The sequence below is a fragment of the Pseudomonas sp. NBRC 100443 genome, from assembly GCF_030268185.1.
Classification (GTDB): domain Bacteria; phylum Pseudomonadota; class Gammaproteobacteria; order Pseudomonadales; family Pseudomonadaceae; genus Pseudomonas; species Pseudomonas citronellolis.
Window position 1 is genome coordinate 24,031 of the sequence record NZ_BSQE01000033.1, and the last position, 13,072, is coordinate 37,102.

Below are 13,072 nucleotides of genomic sequence, written 5' to 3' on the forward strand. Positions count from 1 at the left end.
GGCAAACCCCATTCGCGAGTAAGCTCGCTCCTACAATGGAGTGCCACACCACCCCACGTAGGAGCGCGCCCTGCGCGCGAATCGCGGGCAGGGCCCGCTACAGGTGCGGGAACGCGCGGCTCAGAAACTCAACAACCACAGCGACAACCCCGGCACCAGCACCAGCAGCACGATGCGCAGCAGGTCGGAGGCGAGGAACGGCAGCACGCCCCGGGCGGTTTCCATGTAGGGCACGTCCTTGGCCAGCTTGTTGACGATGAACAGGTTCATCCCCAGTGGCGGGTGGATCAGGCCGATTTCCACCACCATCAGCGCCAGGATGCCGAACCAGATGGACTTCTCCCCCGCCGTCAGGTCGAAGAACTCCAGGCCCATGATCATCGGGTAGAAGATCGGGATGGTCAGCAGGATCATCGCCAGCGAGTCCATCACGCAGCCCAGCAGCAGGTAAATCAGCAGGATCACCGCCAGCACCAGCAGCGGCGCCAGGCCGCTGTCGCGGACCCAGGTGGCCAGTTCCACCGGCATCTGCGTCAGCGCCAGGCCGGAGTTGAGCAGGTCGGCGCCCAGCAGCACCAGGAAGATCATGGCGCTGGCCTCGGCGGTGCCGGTCAGGCTCTTGCCCAGGCCGTCCCAGCGCATGCCGCCGCGCAGCGCCGCCAGCAGGCCGCAGGCCGCGGCGCCGATGGAGGCCGCCTCGGTGGGGTTGGCCCAGCCGCCGTAGATGCCGACGATCACCACCAGGAAGATCGCCAGGATCGGCAGGATCTGCACGAAGGCCGCCAGCCTTTCGCGGCCGCTGGCCTTGGGCGCCGGCTGGCAGGCATTGGGATCGCGGGCGACCTGGATGCGGATCACCAGCATGTAGCCGATCACCGCGACCAGCGCCGGCAGCATGGCGGCGACGAACAGCTTGGCGATGGATTCCTGGGTCAGCACCGCGTAGATGATCAGCGGCACCGACGGCGGTATGAGGATGCCCAGGGTGCCGCCGGCGGCCACCGAGGCCGTGGCCAGGCGCCCGGAGTACTTGTGCCGCGCCAGCTCCGGCAGGGCCACCTGGCCCATGGTCGCCGCGGTGGCCAGGGACGAGCCGCAGATCGCCCCGAAGCCGGCGCAGGCGCCCACCGCCGACAGCGCCAGGCCCCCGCGCCAGTGGCCGATGAAGGCCGAGGCGCAGCGGAACAGCGCCTTCGACAGACCGCCGTGGGTGGCGAACTGGCCCATCAGCACGAACAGCGGGATCACCGCCAGGTCGTAGTTGGACAGGCGCGCGTAGGCGAGGTTGTTGAGGGTATAGAGCAAGGCGCTGAGGTCGCCCTGGTTGATCACCAGGAAGCACAGCGCGCCGGCCAGGAACATCGCCACGCCGACCTGCACGCGCAGCACCAGCATCGCCAGCAGGCCGGCGAACATCCACAGGCCCAGGGCCATTGCGCTCATCGTCCGGCTCCTTCTTCCAGCAGCGCCAGCAGACTGCGGCACAGGGCGCACAGGCACAGCAGCGCCAGGCTCGGCACCACCAGCGCCAGGGGGATCCAGTGCGGCACCGCCAGCAGGGTGCTGCTGTCCTCGTGGGCATGGGCCTCCAGCACCTGCAGGCCGGTGCGCCAGGCCAGCACGGCGGCGACCGTGGCGAACAGCAGGTGCGCCACGGCATCGAGCCCGCGGCGCACGGCCAGGGGCATCCAGTTGGAGAACATCTCCACGCGGATGTGGCTGTTGCGCATCTCGCACAGCGGCAGGAAGGCGGCGATGGCCACCGCCGCGCCCATTTCCAGCAGCTCCATGTCGCCGGTGACCGGCGTCGACCACAGCTTGCGGCCGACGATGGACACCAGCGACATGCCCACCAGGGCCAGCAGCAGGGCGCCGCCAAAGTAGGCGAAGCCCTGCGCCAGGGATTCCAGCAGGCGCACCGGCAGGCCCTTGCCGCGGGCCGGCACGGCGCCTTCGAGGGACAGCATCTCGCTCATCGCGGCCACCCCTTACAGCTCGACGCCGGCGGCCCGGGACAGCTCGCGCAGCCGGTCGGCCAGTTGCCCGCCCGCCAGGCCCTTGCCCTCGGCGTCGGCCACCCACTCGGCGGTGACCTTGTCGCCGGCCTCGCGCAGGCTCTGGTAGGCCGCCGGCTCGAAGCTGGCGACGCTGTCCCTGGCGACCATGTCGCGGGCCCGCGCCAGTTCGTTCTCCCAGGCTTCGCCGAAGCGCTGCACCAGGGCGTCGCCGCTGTTGCGGTCGAGGATCGCCTTGAGATCGTCGGGCATGCGCTCGTAGCTGCGCGGGTTCATCAGCATGCCCAGCAGGGTGATGGAGAAGGTCGGGCGGCCTTCCGGCACGTCGGTGTGGTGCTGCGTCACCTCGTCGAGCTTCAGCGCCGGGATCAGTTCCCAGCTGGCCAGGGCGCCGTCGATCACGCCCTTGGACAGCGACTCGGTGAGCTGCGCCGCCGGCATGCTCACCGGCGCCGCGCCCAGGCCGGTGGCCAGGCGGGCGCTCATGCGCGAGGAGGCGCGCAGCTTCAGGCCCTTGAAGTCTTCCAGGCTGCGCACCGCCTTGCCGGTGGTGTGCAGCTGCATGCCGCCGTCGCTGTGCAGGGCCAGCACGCGGTAGCCCTTGTAATCCTCCTGCAGGGCCTGCTGGTAGAACTGCCAGATGATCTTCGAGGCCTGCACGCCGTTGGCCGGCAGCATGAACGGCAGCTCCACCGACTCGCTGCGCGGGAAGCGCCCGGGCGAGTAGCCGGGAGCGGTCCAGACGATGTCCACCACGCCGTTGCGCACCTGGTCCGGCAGTTGCCCCGGGGTGCCGCCGAGTTGCATGGAGGGGTAGATCTGGCACTGGATGCGCTGCTCCGACTCGCGGGCCAGGGTGTCGCACCAGGGCTGGATGACATGCTGCTGGGCATTGGAGCTGGCCGGGAGGAAGTGCGCGATCTTCAGCGTCACGCGCTCGGCCGCCACGGCCGGGGCCAGGCTGCCACAGGCGAGCAGCAGGGCCAGGAAAGAGGATTTCTTCATGCCGTTACCTCGGTGTTGTTCTTATCGTCGGGTGGACACCTGGCGGCGCCCGGGGGCTAGATTCAGGCACATAGTTAATATTTTAACAATACGCCAAGCGAATCAGGCGGCGGATTGCCATCCGGGCAAATGTGACAAAATGTTATGAGACGTCCCTGAAAGGCCTATGAACACCGGGATGGAGGCTTTCTCAAGCAGGCAACGGCGCGCATTCCGCGGAAAACGGCCGATCCGCAGGAGGAAAGTTCCGGGTTGCTTCGGTATATCGTTAACAAATTAATTATGTGGTACAACCTCTCCCCGCTCGCTCCCGCCGAGGAGCGAAGAACAAAACAAGAACAACAAGGGGAAGAGCATGTCCGCCACACACATTCAGAAGCGCATTCCGTTCCGCCTCGGCCTGTTGGCCACCGGCCTGCTGCCGCTGGCCGCCCAGGCCGATTTCATCGACGACAGCAGCGGCCGCCTGGACCTGCGCAACTTCTACCAGCTGCGCGACTACCGCCAGGACAACGCCGCGCAATCCCAGGCCGGCAACTGGTCCCAGGCCTTCGTCCTGCGCCTGCAGTCGGGCTTCACCGAAGGCCCCATCGGCTTCGGCCTGGACGCCACCGGGCTGCTCGGCGTCAAGCTCGATTCCGGGCGCGGGCGCAGCGGCGACGGCACCCTGCCCTTCGGGCCGAACTCCCGCGAGCCGGTGGACGACTACAGCCACGCCGGGCTGACCGCCAAGCTGCGCTATTCGAAGACGCAGCTGAACATCGGCCTGCTGGAGCCGCAGCTGCCGGTGGTGTTCCGCGACGACGTGCGCCTGATGCCGCAGACCTTCGACGGCGCCCTGCTGACCTCCAACGAGATCGACAAGCTGACGCTCACCGCCGGCCAGCTGTGGAAGTCGCGCACCCGCGAGTCGGCGGGCAACGACGACATGTACATCATGGGCCGCAGCAAGGCCTTCGCCAGCGACGAGTTCAACCTCGCCGGCGCCAGCTACGCCTTCACCCCGAACCTGACCGCCAGCTACTTCTACGGCCAGCTCAAGGACATCTACCAGCAGCACTACTACGGCCTGGTGCACACCCTGCCGCTGGCCGAGGGCCTGTCGCTGCGCAGCGACCTGCGCTACTTCGACAGCGACGACGACGGCAAGGCCATCTCCGGCCCGGTGGACAACCGCAACCTGAGCATGATGTTCACCCTGCGCGCCGGCGCCCATGCCATCGGCGTGGCCTACCAGAAGATGATCGGCGACGACGGCTTCCCCACCCTCAACGGCTACACCCCGCCCTACTCGCACAACCTGATGACCATCCAGACCTTCACCCAGCCGGGGGAGAAGTCCTGGCAGCTGCGCTACGACTACGACTTCGCCTCCCTCGGCGTTCCCGGCCTGAGCTTCATGACGCGCTACACCCGCGGCGACGACATCCGCCGCGGCGCGGGCCTGGAGGACGGCCACGAGTACGAGCGCGACAGCGACCTGGCCTACACCCTGCAGGAAGGGCCGCTCAAGGGGCTGTCGCTGCGCTGGCGCAACGTGACCGCGCGCAGCAGCCATGGCGCGGACATGGACGAGAACCGCCTGATCGCCAACTACAGCATCCCCATCTGGTGAGCCTCAGGCGGCCGCCCGCCGCCGCGCGCGCGGATCGCCCGGCAGGTAGGCGCCGGTGACCAGGCGCCAGGCCTCGGAAGTGCGCTTGCCGGGCACCCCGTCGATCTTGACGAAGACGCCCGGGAAGCTGTTCAGCCAGGTCTGCAGTTCCTCCACCCGGCGTACCTCGGCCGGGTCCTCGGAGAGGCTCATGGAGTAGTTCACCAGCAGCGGTTGGGCAGCGCTCGGCTTCGGCTGGTCGACGAACTCCAGCAGGCCGCGCTCGGCCATGCGCCGCAGCAGCACCGCGGCGCCGCACTGCCTGGATTGGGCGCTATCGGACCAGGTGCCGTCCTGCACGTACTTGCCGCTCTGGTAGTGGTTGCAATAGCTCCACAGGTAGGGCGAGAGCACGTGGGGGTGGTACAGCCGGTAGCCGAAGCCGTTGTAGGCCTCCAACTGGTAGAGGGTGCCGGCCAGGCTCCAGTCGGTGGCGGCGCCCAGGCGCTTCAGGCGCAGGGCGTCCTCGGCACTTTCCTCCCAGGTGAACGGCGGCTTGCCCTCCTTCGGCCGCCCCGCCGGCACCTGCACGGTGCGCGCCGTCAGCGGGTCGCCGTTGTGCAGGTGGCGGTCGAAGCGCAGGCCGCTTTCCATGCAGTGCACCACGCCGATGAAACCCCAGGGGATGCCCAGGGCCTTGCCGACCTCGGCGTAGCGCGGCTGGTTGTCCTCGATGCGTTCGACCAGCGCCTCCACCTCGGCGGCGCGCGCCGGGCGGATCTGGCAGCTGTTGAAGAGTTGTTCGTATTCGCCGCGCAGCGCGGCGGTCAGCAGTACCTTGGCCATGGCAGCAATCCCGTGTTGTGGTCCGACTCCGTTCAGGTCGTACCACGGCACGCGCCACCGGCCCTCAAGTGAAAGTGAAGGCCGCCAGCGGCAGCCGTCAATGGCGGGCGACGAACGCGGTGCGTCACTCGTCGCGGCGCAGGTCCGGCGGGATCGGCACGTCGGGCATCGGCCCGGGGCGCTTGCCCTTGCCGGCGCGGAACTGCCTGAGCTGGTAGACGTAGGCCAGCACCTGGGCCACCGCCAGGTAGAGGCCGGCGGGAATCTCCTGGTCCAGCTCGGTGGAGTAGTAGACCGCACGGGCCAGGGCCGGCGACTCCAGCACCGTGACCTTGTGCTCCTGGGCCACCTCGCGGATCTTCAGGGCGAGGAAGTCGTTGCCCTTGGCCAGCAGGCGCGGCGCGCCGCCGGCCGCGGCGTCGTACTTCAGGGCCACGGCGAAGTGCGTCGGGTTGGTGATCACCACGTCGGCATCGGGCACCGCCTGCATCATGCGCCGCTGCGCCATCTCGCGCTGCAGGCGGCGGACCTTGGCCTTGACCTCGGGCTTGCCCTCGGAGTCCTTGTATTCGTCGCGCACTTCCTGCTTGGTCATCAGCAGCTTCTGGCGGTTGTCCCAGAGCTGGTAGGGCACGTCCACGGCGGCGATCAGCAGCAGGCTGCAGGCCATCCAGAAGGCGCTCCAGCCCACCACCTTGACGCTTTCCACGATGGCCGTCTGCAGCGGCTGGTGCAGCAGCGCCAGCAGGGCTTCCTTGTCCGAGCGCAGCACCAGCATCGCCACCGCCAGCACCACGACGAACTTGATCAGCGCCTTGAACAGCTCCAGCACCGACTTGGCGGAGAACATCCGCTTGATCCCTTCCAGCGGGTTCATGCGGCTGAACTTGGGCGCCAGGGCCTCGCCGGAGAACAGCCAGCCGCCCAGGGAGATGGGCCCGATCAGGGCGGCGCAGAGCAGCACCAGCAGGATCGGCCAGAGCCCCTCGGCGGCCCCGCGCGCGGCGGTGCCCAGCAGCTCCAGCATGCTCTCGCTGCGCATCGCCGTCTCGCGGGACATCTCGAAGCTGTTGCGCATCACCCCCATCAGCACCTCGGCCAGGTGCGCGCCATAGACCAGCAGCGCGCCGGCCCCGGCCATCAGCACGGAGAGGGTGTTGAGCTCGCGGGAACGCGGCAGCTGGCCTTTCTTGCGGGCCTCGCGGCGACGTTTCTCCGTGGGTTCCTCTGTCTTGTCCTGGCCGCTCTCGCTTTCCGCCATCAGCGCGCTCCCACCAGTTCACGCAGCAGCGCCAGGGCCTCGCGGACGAGGTCCTGGTACTGCGAGAGGATTTCGGCGGTGCCGATCCAGACGATGATGAAGCCCATCACCAGGGTCAGCGGGAAGCCGATGGAGAAGATGTTCAGTTGCGGCGCGGCGCGGGTCATGGCGCCGAAGGCGAGGTTCACCACCAGCAGCGCGGTGACCGCCGGCAGGGCGATCAGCAGGCCGCCGCCGAGCACCCAGCCGAGCTTGCCGGCCACGGTGTACAGGTGCTCGCCCGACAGGCCCTGGCCCACCGGCAGGGTGACGAAGCTCTCGGCGATCACCTCCAGCACCACCAAGTGGCCGTTCATGGCCAGGAACAGCAGGGTCACCAGCAGGCTGAAGAACTGCCCCATCACCGGCACCGAGATGCCGTTGGCCGGGTCCACGGTGGAGGCGAAGCCCAGGCCCATCTGCATCGACAGCAACTGCCCGGCGACCACGAAGACGTGGAAGAACAGCTGCAGAGTGAAGCCGAGCAGCGCGCCGATCAGCACCTGCTCGCCCACCAGCAGCATGGCGCGCAGGTTCAGGGCGTCGACCTGGGGCATCGGCGGCAGCGTCGGCACCAGCACCACGGCGATGGCCAGCGACAGGTACAGGCGCACCCGCGCCGGGACCATCTGGTTGCTGAAGATCGGCATGGTCATCAGCAGCGCGGCGATGCGGAACAGCGGCAGCACGAAGCTGCCGACCCAGGCGCCGATCTGCGCGTTGGTGAGTTCCAGCATCAGCCGATCAGCGTGGGGATGCTGGTGATCAGGCCCTGGGTGTACTCCATCAACTCGCGCACCAGCCAGGGGCCGAGGACGATCAGGGTGCCGAGGGTCACCAGCAGGCGCGGCAGGAAGCTCAGGGTCTGCTCGTTGATCTGCGTGGCGGCCTGGAACATGGCCACCACCAGGCCCACCAGCAGGCTCGGCAGCACCAGGATGGCGACCATCATGGCGGTCAGCCAGAGTGCCTGGCGGAACAGGTCGACGGCGACTTCCGGGGTCATGGCGCGCCCTCCTCTCTAGTCAAACGGTGCCGAAGCTGCCGGCCAGGGTGCCGATGATCAGCGCCCAGCCGTCCACCAGGACGAACAGCATGATCTTGAACGGCAGCGAGATGATCAGCGGCGACAGCATCATCATGCCCATCGCCATGAGCACGCTGGCCACCACCAGGTCGATGATCAGGAACGGGATGAAGATCATGAAGCCGATCTGGAACGCGGTCTTCAGCTCCGAGGTGACGAAGGCCGGGACCAGGATGGTCAGCGGCGTGGCGTCGGCGTTGGCGATGTCGGTGCGCTTGGACAGGCGCACGAACAGGTCCAGGTCCGACTGCCGCGTCTGCGCCAGCATGAACGACTTCAGCGGCACCTCGGCGCGGCTCAGCGCCTCCGGAGCCTGGATCTGCTCGTTCAGGTAGGGCTGCAGCGCGGTGCTGTTGACCTTGTCGAACACCGGCGCCATGACGAACAGGGTGAGGAACAGCGCAAGGCCCACGAGGATCTGGTTCGACGGCGTGGTCTGCAGGCCCAGCGCCTGGCGCAGGATGGCGAAGACGATGATGATCCGGGTGAAGCTGGTCATCAGCATGACGAACGCCGGGATGAAGCTCAGCGCCGTCATGATCAGCAGGATCTGCAGGCTGACCGAGTATTCCTGCTGGCCCTGCGGGTTGGTGGTCACGGTGATCGCCGGGACCTGCAGCGGGTCGGCGGCGAAGGCCTGGGGCGCGAGCAGCGCCAGCAGCACGGCCAGCAGCGGCAGGCAGCGGCGCAGTGCCCGGGCGAAGGCGGGGAAGCTCATTGCGGGCGGCCCTTGTCCTTGTTCAGCAGCTCCAGCAGGCGCTGGGCGAATTCCGGCGGCGCCGGCTGCTCGCCGACCTCGACGCCGCGCACCGGCTCCTTGAGCACGTGCAGCGGGGTGATGCGCCCGGGGGTCAGGCCGAGGAGGATCTGCTCCTCGCCCACCTGCACCAGCAGCAGGCGGTCGCGCGGGCTCAGGGCCTGGCTAGCCACCAGCTTGATCGCCTGGTTGCCGCGCGGGCCGATCTGCTGCACCCGGCGCACCAGCCAGGCGAGCAGGAAGATCAGCGCCACCACCAGCACCAGGCCGAACAGCAGCTGCAGCAGTTGGGCCCCGGCGCTGCCGGTGATCAGGCTCGGCGAGGCGCTGGCGTGGACGATGGCCGGCGCCGGCGCGGTGGCCGGCTCCTCGGCGGCCTGGGCCAGGGGCAGCAGCCCCGCCAGCGGCAGGGCGCAGAACAGCGCGAGCAGGCGGGCCATCATCAGCGCAGCTTCTTGATGCGTTCGCTGGGGCTGATCACGTCGGTCAGGCGGATGCCGAACTTCTCGTTCACCACCACCACCTCGCCGTGGGCGATCAGGGTGCCGTTGACCAGCACGTCCAGCGGCTCGCCGGCCAGGCGGTCGAGCTCGATCACCGAGCCCTGGTTGAGCTGCAGCAGGTTGCGGATGGTGATGTCGGTGTGGCCGACCTCCATGGAGATGGTCACCGGGATGTCGAGGATGACGTCCAGGTTCGGCCCTTCCAGGCCGGCGATGGTCGGCGCCCGCGGCGCCATGCCGAACTCCTCCATGGGCGCGCGCGGCGCCACCGGGGCGGCCGGCGCGGCGTTGCCGGCCATCATCGCGTCGATGTCGTCCTGGCTGGCGTCGCCCGCCTCGGACAGGGCCGCGGCCCATTCGTCCGCCAGGGCCTGCTCCTCGGGGGTCACTTTGTCTTCATCTGCCATTGTCGGGTCCTCTGGGGGGATGCGCTCAGCGCGGGCGCTCGAGCGGATCGAGAATCTGGAAGGCCAGGTTGCCCTTGTGCGAACCCAGCTTGACCTTGAAGGAAGGCACGCCGTTGGCGCGCATCACCATGAATTCGGGCATCTCCACCGGGATCACGTCGCCCGGCTGCATGTGCAGGATGTCGCGCAGGCGCAGCTGGCGGCGCACCACGGTGGCGTCCACCGGCACGTTGACGTCGAGGATGTCCTCGCGCAGGGCGTTCTGCCAGCGCTCGTCCTGGTCGTCGACGTCGGACTGGAAGCCGGCGTCGAGCATCTCGCGGATCGGCTCGATCATCGCGTAGGGCACGGTGATGTGCAGGTCGCCGCCGCCGCCGTCCAGCTCGATGTGGAAGGTGGAGACCACCACCACCTCGCTGGGGCTGACGATGTTGGCCATGGCCGGGTTCACTTCCGAGTTGACGTACTCGAAGGTGATCGGCAGCACCGCGCTCCAGGCCTCGGCCAGGTCGACGAAGGCCTGCTCGATGACCATGCGCACCACCCGCAGCTCGGTGGGGGTGAACTCGCGGCCCTCGATCTTGGCGTGGCGGCCGTCGCCGCCGAAGAAGTTGTCCACCAGCTTGAACACCAGCTTGGCGTCGAGAATGAACAGCGCGGTGCCGCGCAGCGGCTTCATCTTCACCAGGTTGAGGCTGGTGGGCACGTAGAGCGAATGCACGTACTCGCCGAACTTCATCACCTGCACGCCGCCCACGGCGACGTCGGCCGAACGCCGCAGCAGGTTGAACATGCTGATGCGGGTGTAGCGGGCGAAGCGCTCGTTGATCATCTCCAGGGTCGGCATGCGACCGCGGACGATGCGGTCCTGGCTGGTCAGGTCGTAGGACTTGACCGCCGTGGGGTCGGAATCGACTTCGGTTTCCACCAGGCCGTCGTCGACGCCGTGCAGCAGCGCGTCGATTTCGTCCTGGGAGAGCAGATCTTGCACAGCCATGGCGGCTTACCTACTGGAGTACGAAATTGGTGAAAAGCACCTGTTCCACGGTCAACTGACCGGTGGCCTTCTTGGCCAGTTCCTGGATGCTGGCGGTCGCCTGCTGTCGCAGCATCTCCTTGCCCACCGGGGTGGTCAAGGCGTCGAAATTCTGGCTGGAGAACAGCATCACCAACTGGTTGCGCACCAGCGGCATCTGTTCGCGCAGGGCGTCCAGCTGGGCCTGGTCGCGGCCCATCAGGGCCACGGCGACCTGCAGGTAGCGCTGCCGCCCGCCCTGGTTGAAGTTGACCACGAAGGACGGCGCCAACACCTCGTAGAGCGCCGGTTTCTTGCCGCTGCCGGCCTCCGCGGCCGGCGCCTCGGCCGGCTTGGCGCCGCGGCTGAGGAAGAACCAGGTGCCGCCCACCGACGCCCCGACCGCCAGCAGGAAGGCCAGGCCCAGGATGATGATGAGCTTGAGCCGGCCCTTGCCGGCGCCGCCCTCGGCGGGTGGAGTGGTCTGCTGATCGTTCTTAGCCATGCCAGAAATCCGTCACTTGCGCGGTCCGTTGCCTGTCCATAAGGATAGGAGCAAGGGCTGTGCCAGGTCATGCCCGGCCGCCGCGGCGGATATTACAGGCTGCCGATGAGCGGAGCGAGGGGCGGCGTGCGGGATGGCGGAAGTGCGAGGCTTTGCGTTTGCGATGCCCATGCGACCGTGGCGATGGGTATCGCTTCGCTCAACGCCATCCTACGAGGGTGCTCCGCCGGCTCGCTCCTACGAAAGCGCTGCCAACCGGTGGCGCAGGAACGGCAGGGCCGGCGTCAGGCGTAATAATCCACCATCCCCAACCCACCCAGCTGCGGCCGCGCGCGGATCTCGCTGACGCCGCTGAGCACCGGCTCGTCGTCGCCTTCCGTGCCCGCCGTGGCCGCGCCGCCGCGGGCGTTGCCCTGCTGCTGGCCCTGGCCCTGCCAGCCGCGGGCCAGGGACTGGTCGGAGACGTTGACGTTGACCTGGTTCATGCCCTGCTGGCCGAGCATCTCGCGCAGGCGGTGCTGCTGGCTGTCCAGAGCCTCGCGCACGCCGGCGCTGGCGCTGGCGAAGGTCACCTGGGTCTGGTCGCTGGTCATGTGGATGCGCACTTCCAGGCGCCCGAGGTCGGCCGGCTCCATCTGGATGTCGGCGGACTTCAGGTTCTGGCTGGACATCCACATCACCCGGTCCACCACCTGGTCGGTCCAGCCGTTCTGCTGCATGGCCACCGGCTGGCCGGGCACCTGCGGGTTGACCGGGCGGCTGGTGAGCGCCTGCTGGGTGCCGTTGAGCGCCTGGGTCATGGCCTCCAGGCGATGGGCGAAGCTCTCGTTGCGCGTCTCGGTCTTGGGCTGGGCCACGTCGTCGGCCAGTTGCCCGGCCAGTTCGCCGGCGGCATCGGTGGCCTTGGCCTCGGTCGAACCCTGGGCGTCCTTGAGGCCGGCCAGCAGGCTGGTCATGTCCAGCTTGGCGTCGCCCTTGCCCTGGTCGTCGGTCAGCTTGAGGTTGATTTCACCCTTGCCGGCGGTGGGCAACTGCAGGGCCTGGGTCACCTCCTCGGCGCCCGCTTCCGGCAACAGGGCCACGCCCTGGGCCTGGTTGAGCTTCTGCAGGTCGCCATCGCTGTTGGCGGCGTTGAGCTGGGCCTGGCCGAGCTGCGCGGCGCTGTCCTGCGCCGGCGGCTGCGCGCCCATGGCCAGCGCCAGCAGCGGGTCGAGGCTGGGGTCGGGCGGCTGCTGGCCGTCGTCCTCCGCCGACGCCTGTTCCTGGGCCGGCAAGGGCTTGCCACCATCGGCAACCTTTGGCTGCTCGCTGCCGGCTTCCGGCGCCTTGGCGCTGTCCTTGGCCGGCGCGTCGTCCTGCCCGCGCGGCTTGTCGCGGCTGGCCTTGGTTTGGGCCTGCGGGCGCTCCTTGGCGGCCGGCCGGCTCTCCTGGGCGTACACGTCGGCGAAGCTGGAACCCTTGTCGTTGCTGGTGTTGGCCGAATCCTGCGCGGCCCTGGACGGGGATGTCCGGGGGCTCGCTGGCGCGGTCGGCGAAAGTAGGATGTCCGGGGCGACAGCCATCGGCGATCTCCGTTCTCGTTTGCGTCGATGACACGGAGATAGCAAGGGCCGGGCCAGTTTCCCGGATCGCTCGTCAGGAACGCTGCAGGCGCTGCTGGCGCAACAGGATGCGGACGATGGCGAACTCGCGTTCGACCTGCTCGATCAGCCCGGCGGCCTTGGCCATGTCGCCCTGCCGGGCGGCGTCTTCCAGGCGCTTGCACAGCGCGGCCAGGGCCGGCGCGCCCATGTTCCCGCAGCTGCCCTTGAAGCTGTGCGCGGCATGGCGCAGGGCCTGGCCGTCGAGTTCCGCCAGGGCCTCGTGGAGGTTGCGCAGGCGCTCCTCGGAATCCGCGACGAAGGTGTCCAGCAACAGCGGAAACTCTTCCGCCATCACCTCCCGCAAAGCCTTCAGTACGGCATCGTCGAGATGCACATCGGACATTCGCTCACTCCCTGGCTACCCGTGGCCAGGGCCGGCGCACGGGAGGTGCCGG

The 13,072-nt window shown here is 68.5% G+C and carries 15 protein-coding genes; 1 reads left to right on the forward strand and 14 read right to left on the reverse strand.

From position 1 onward, the window contains the following. Positions 1-120: 120 nt before the first annotated feature. From QSJ95_RS29930 to QSJ95_RS29940, 3 genes are read right to left on the reverse strand one after another with little or no spacing between them, the layout of a single operon-like run. Positions 121-1,443 (reverse strand): TRAP transporter large permease, encoded by a 1,323-nt coding sequence (locus tag QSJ95_RS29930; protein WP_058490589.1) that lies wholly within the window; start codon positions 1,441-1,443, stop codon positions 121-123. Next, a complete protein-coding gene (locus tag QSJ95_RS29935; protein WP_261748073.1) occupies positions 1,440-1,976 on the reverse strand; it encodes a TRAP transporter small permease in 537 nt (178 codons plus the stop codon). Before QSJ95_RS29935 ends, QSJ95_RS29930 begins: the two co-directional genes overlap by 4 nt. Positions 1,977-1,988: 12 nt before the next feature. Next, positions 1,989-3,020: a TRAP transporter substrate-binding protein gene (locus tag QSJ95_RS29940; RefSeq protein ID WP_285647302.1), complete on the reverse strand. Its 1,032-nt coding sequence runs from the start codon at positions 3,018-3,020 to the stop codon at positions 1,989-1,991. A gap of 355 nt (positions 3,021-3,375) precedes the next feature. On the opposite strand from QSJ95_RS29940, the gene QSJ95_RS29945 reads away from it, so the two are divergent. Next, complete coding sequence (locus QSJ95_RS29945; protein ID WP_069863945.1) at positions 3,376-4,635, forward strand: OprD family porin; 1,260 nt, start codon at positions 3,376-3,378, stop codon at positions 4,633-4,635. A 3-nt stretch (positions 4,636-4,638) separates the two neighbouring features. Here QSJ95_RS29945 and QSJ95_RS29950 read toward each other — a convergent pair whose 3' ends face one another. The 11 genes from QSJ95_RS29950 to QSJ95_RS30000 all read right to left on the reverse strand — a co-directional run bounded on the left by QSJ95_RS29950 (position 4,639) and on the right by QSJ95_RS30000 (position 13,020). Next, positions 4,639-5,460 carry a hypothetical protein gene (locus QSJ95_RS29950; protein WP_064583845.1) on the reverse strand — a complete coding sequence of 274 codons (822 nt, stop codon included), beginning with the start codon at positions 5,458-5,460 and terminating at the stop codon, positions 4,639-4,641. A gap of 124 nt (positions 5,461-5,584) precedes the next feature. Continuing rightward, positions 5,585-6,721 (reverse strand): flagellar biosynthesis protein FlhB, encoded by a 1,137-nt coding sequence (gene flhB / locus QSJ95_RS29955; protein WP_285647303.1) that lies wholly within the window; start codon positions 6,719-6,721, stop codon positions 5,585-5,587. Further along, the gene (gene fliR / locus QSJ95_RS29960) at positions 6,721-7,497 is read right to left on the reverse strand and encodes a flagellar biosynthetic protein FliR (protein WP_269962676.1); all 777 of its coding nucleotides are present in this window, start codon (positions 7,495-7,497) and stop codon (positions 6,721-6,723) included. Before fliR ends, flhB begins: the two co-directional genes overlap by 1 nt. Continuing rightward, positions 7,497-7,766: a flagellar biosynthesis protein FliQ gene (fliQ, locus tag QSJ95_RS29965; protein WP_009621633.1), complete on the reverse strand. Its 270-nt coding sequence runs from the start codon at positions 7,764-7,766 to the stop codon at positions 7,497-7,499. The genes fliR and fliQ overlap by 1 nt, the downstream gene beginning before the upstream one ends. 19 nt (positions 7,767-7,785) lie before the next feature. Then, positions 7,786-8,565 carry a flagellar type III secretion system pore protein FliP gene (gene fliP, locus QSJ95_RS29970; protein ID WP_058490602.1) on the reverse strand — a complete coding sequence of 260 codons (780 nt, stop codon included), beginning with the start codon at positions 8,563-8,565 and terminating at the stop codon, positions 7,786-7,788. After that, complete coding sequence (gene fliO, locus QSJ95_RS29975) at positions 8,562-9,044, reverse strand: flagellar biosynthetic protein FliO (protein WP_285647327.1); 483 nt, start codon at positions 9,042-9,044, stop codon at positions 8,562-8,564. Before fliO ends, fliP begins: the two co-directional genes overlap by 4 nt. A gap of 2 nt (positions 9,045-9,046) precedes the next feature. Then, a complete protein-coding gene (gene fliN, locus QSJ95_RS29980) occupies positions 9,047-9,514 on the reverse strand; it encodes a flagellar motor switch protein FliN (protein WP_009621630.1) in 468 nt (155 codons plus the stop codon). Positions 9,515-9,539: 25 nt separating this feature from the next. After that, positions 9,540-10,511 carry a flagellar motor switch protein FliM gene (fliM, locus tag QSJ95_RS29985; protein ID WP_009621629.1) on the reverse strand — a complete coding sequence of 324 codons (972 nt, stop codon included), beginning with the start codon at positions 10,509-10,511 and terminating at the stop codon, positions 9,540-9,542. A 10-nt stretch (positions 10,512-10,521) separates the two neighbouring features. Further along, complete coding sequence (gene fliL / locus QSJ95_RS29990; RefSeq protein ID WP_009621628.1) at positions 10,522-11,034, reverse strand: flagellar basal body-associated protein FliL; 513 nt, start codon at positions 11,032-11,034, stop codon at positions 10,522-10,524. Positions 11,035-11,318: 284 nt separating this feature from the next. Beyond that, positions 11,319-12,596 carry a flagellar hook-length control protein FliK gene (locus QSJ95_RS29995; protein ID WP_285647306.1) on the reverse strand — a complete coding sequence of 426 codons (1,278 nt, stop codon included), beginning with the start codon at positions 12,594-12,596 and terminating at the stop codon, positions 11,319-11,321. Between the two features lie 73 nt (positions 12,597-12,669). Beyond that, positions 12,670-13,020: an Hpt domain-containing protein gene (locus QSJ95_RS30000; RefSeq protein ID WP_009621625.1), complete on the reverse strand. Its 351-nt coding sequence runs from the start codon at positions 13,018-13,020 to the stop codon at positions 12,670-12,672. Positions 13,021-13,072: the final 52 nt, after the last annotated feature.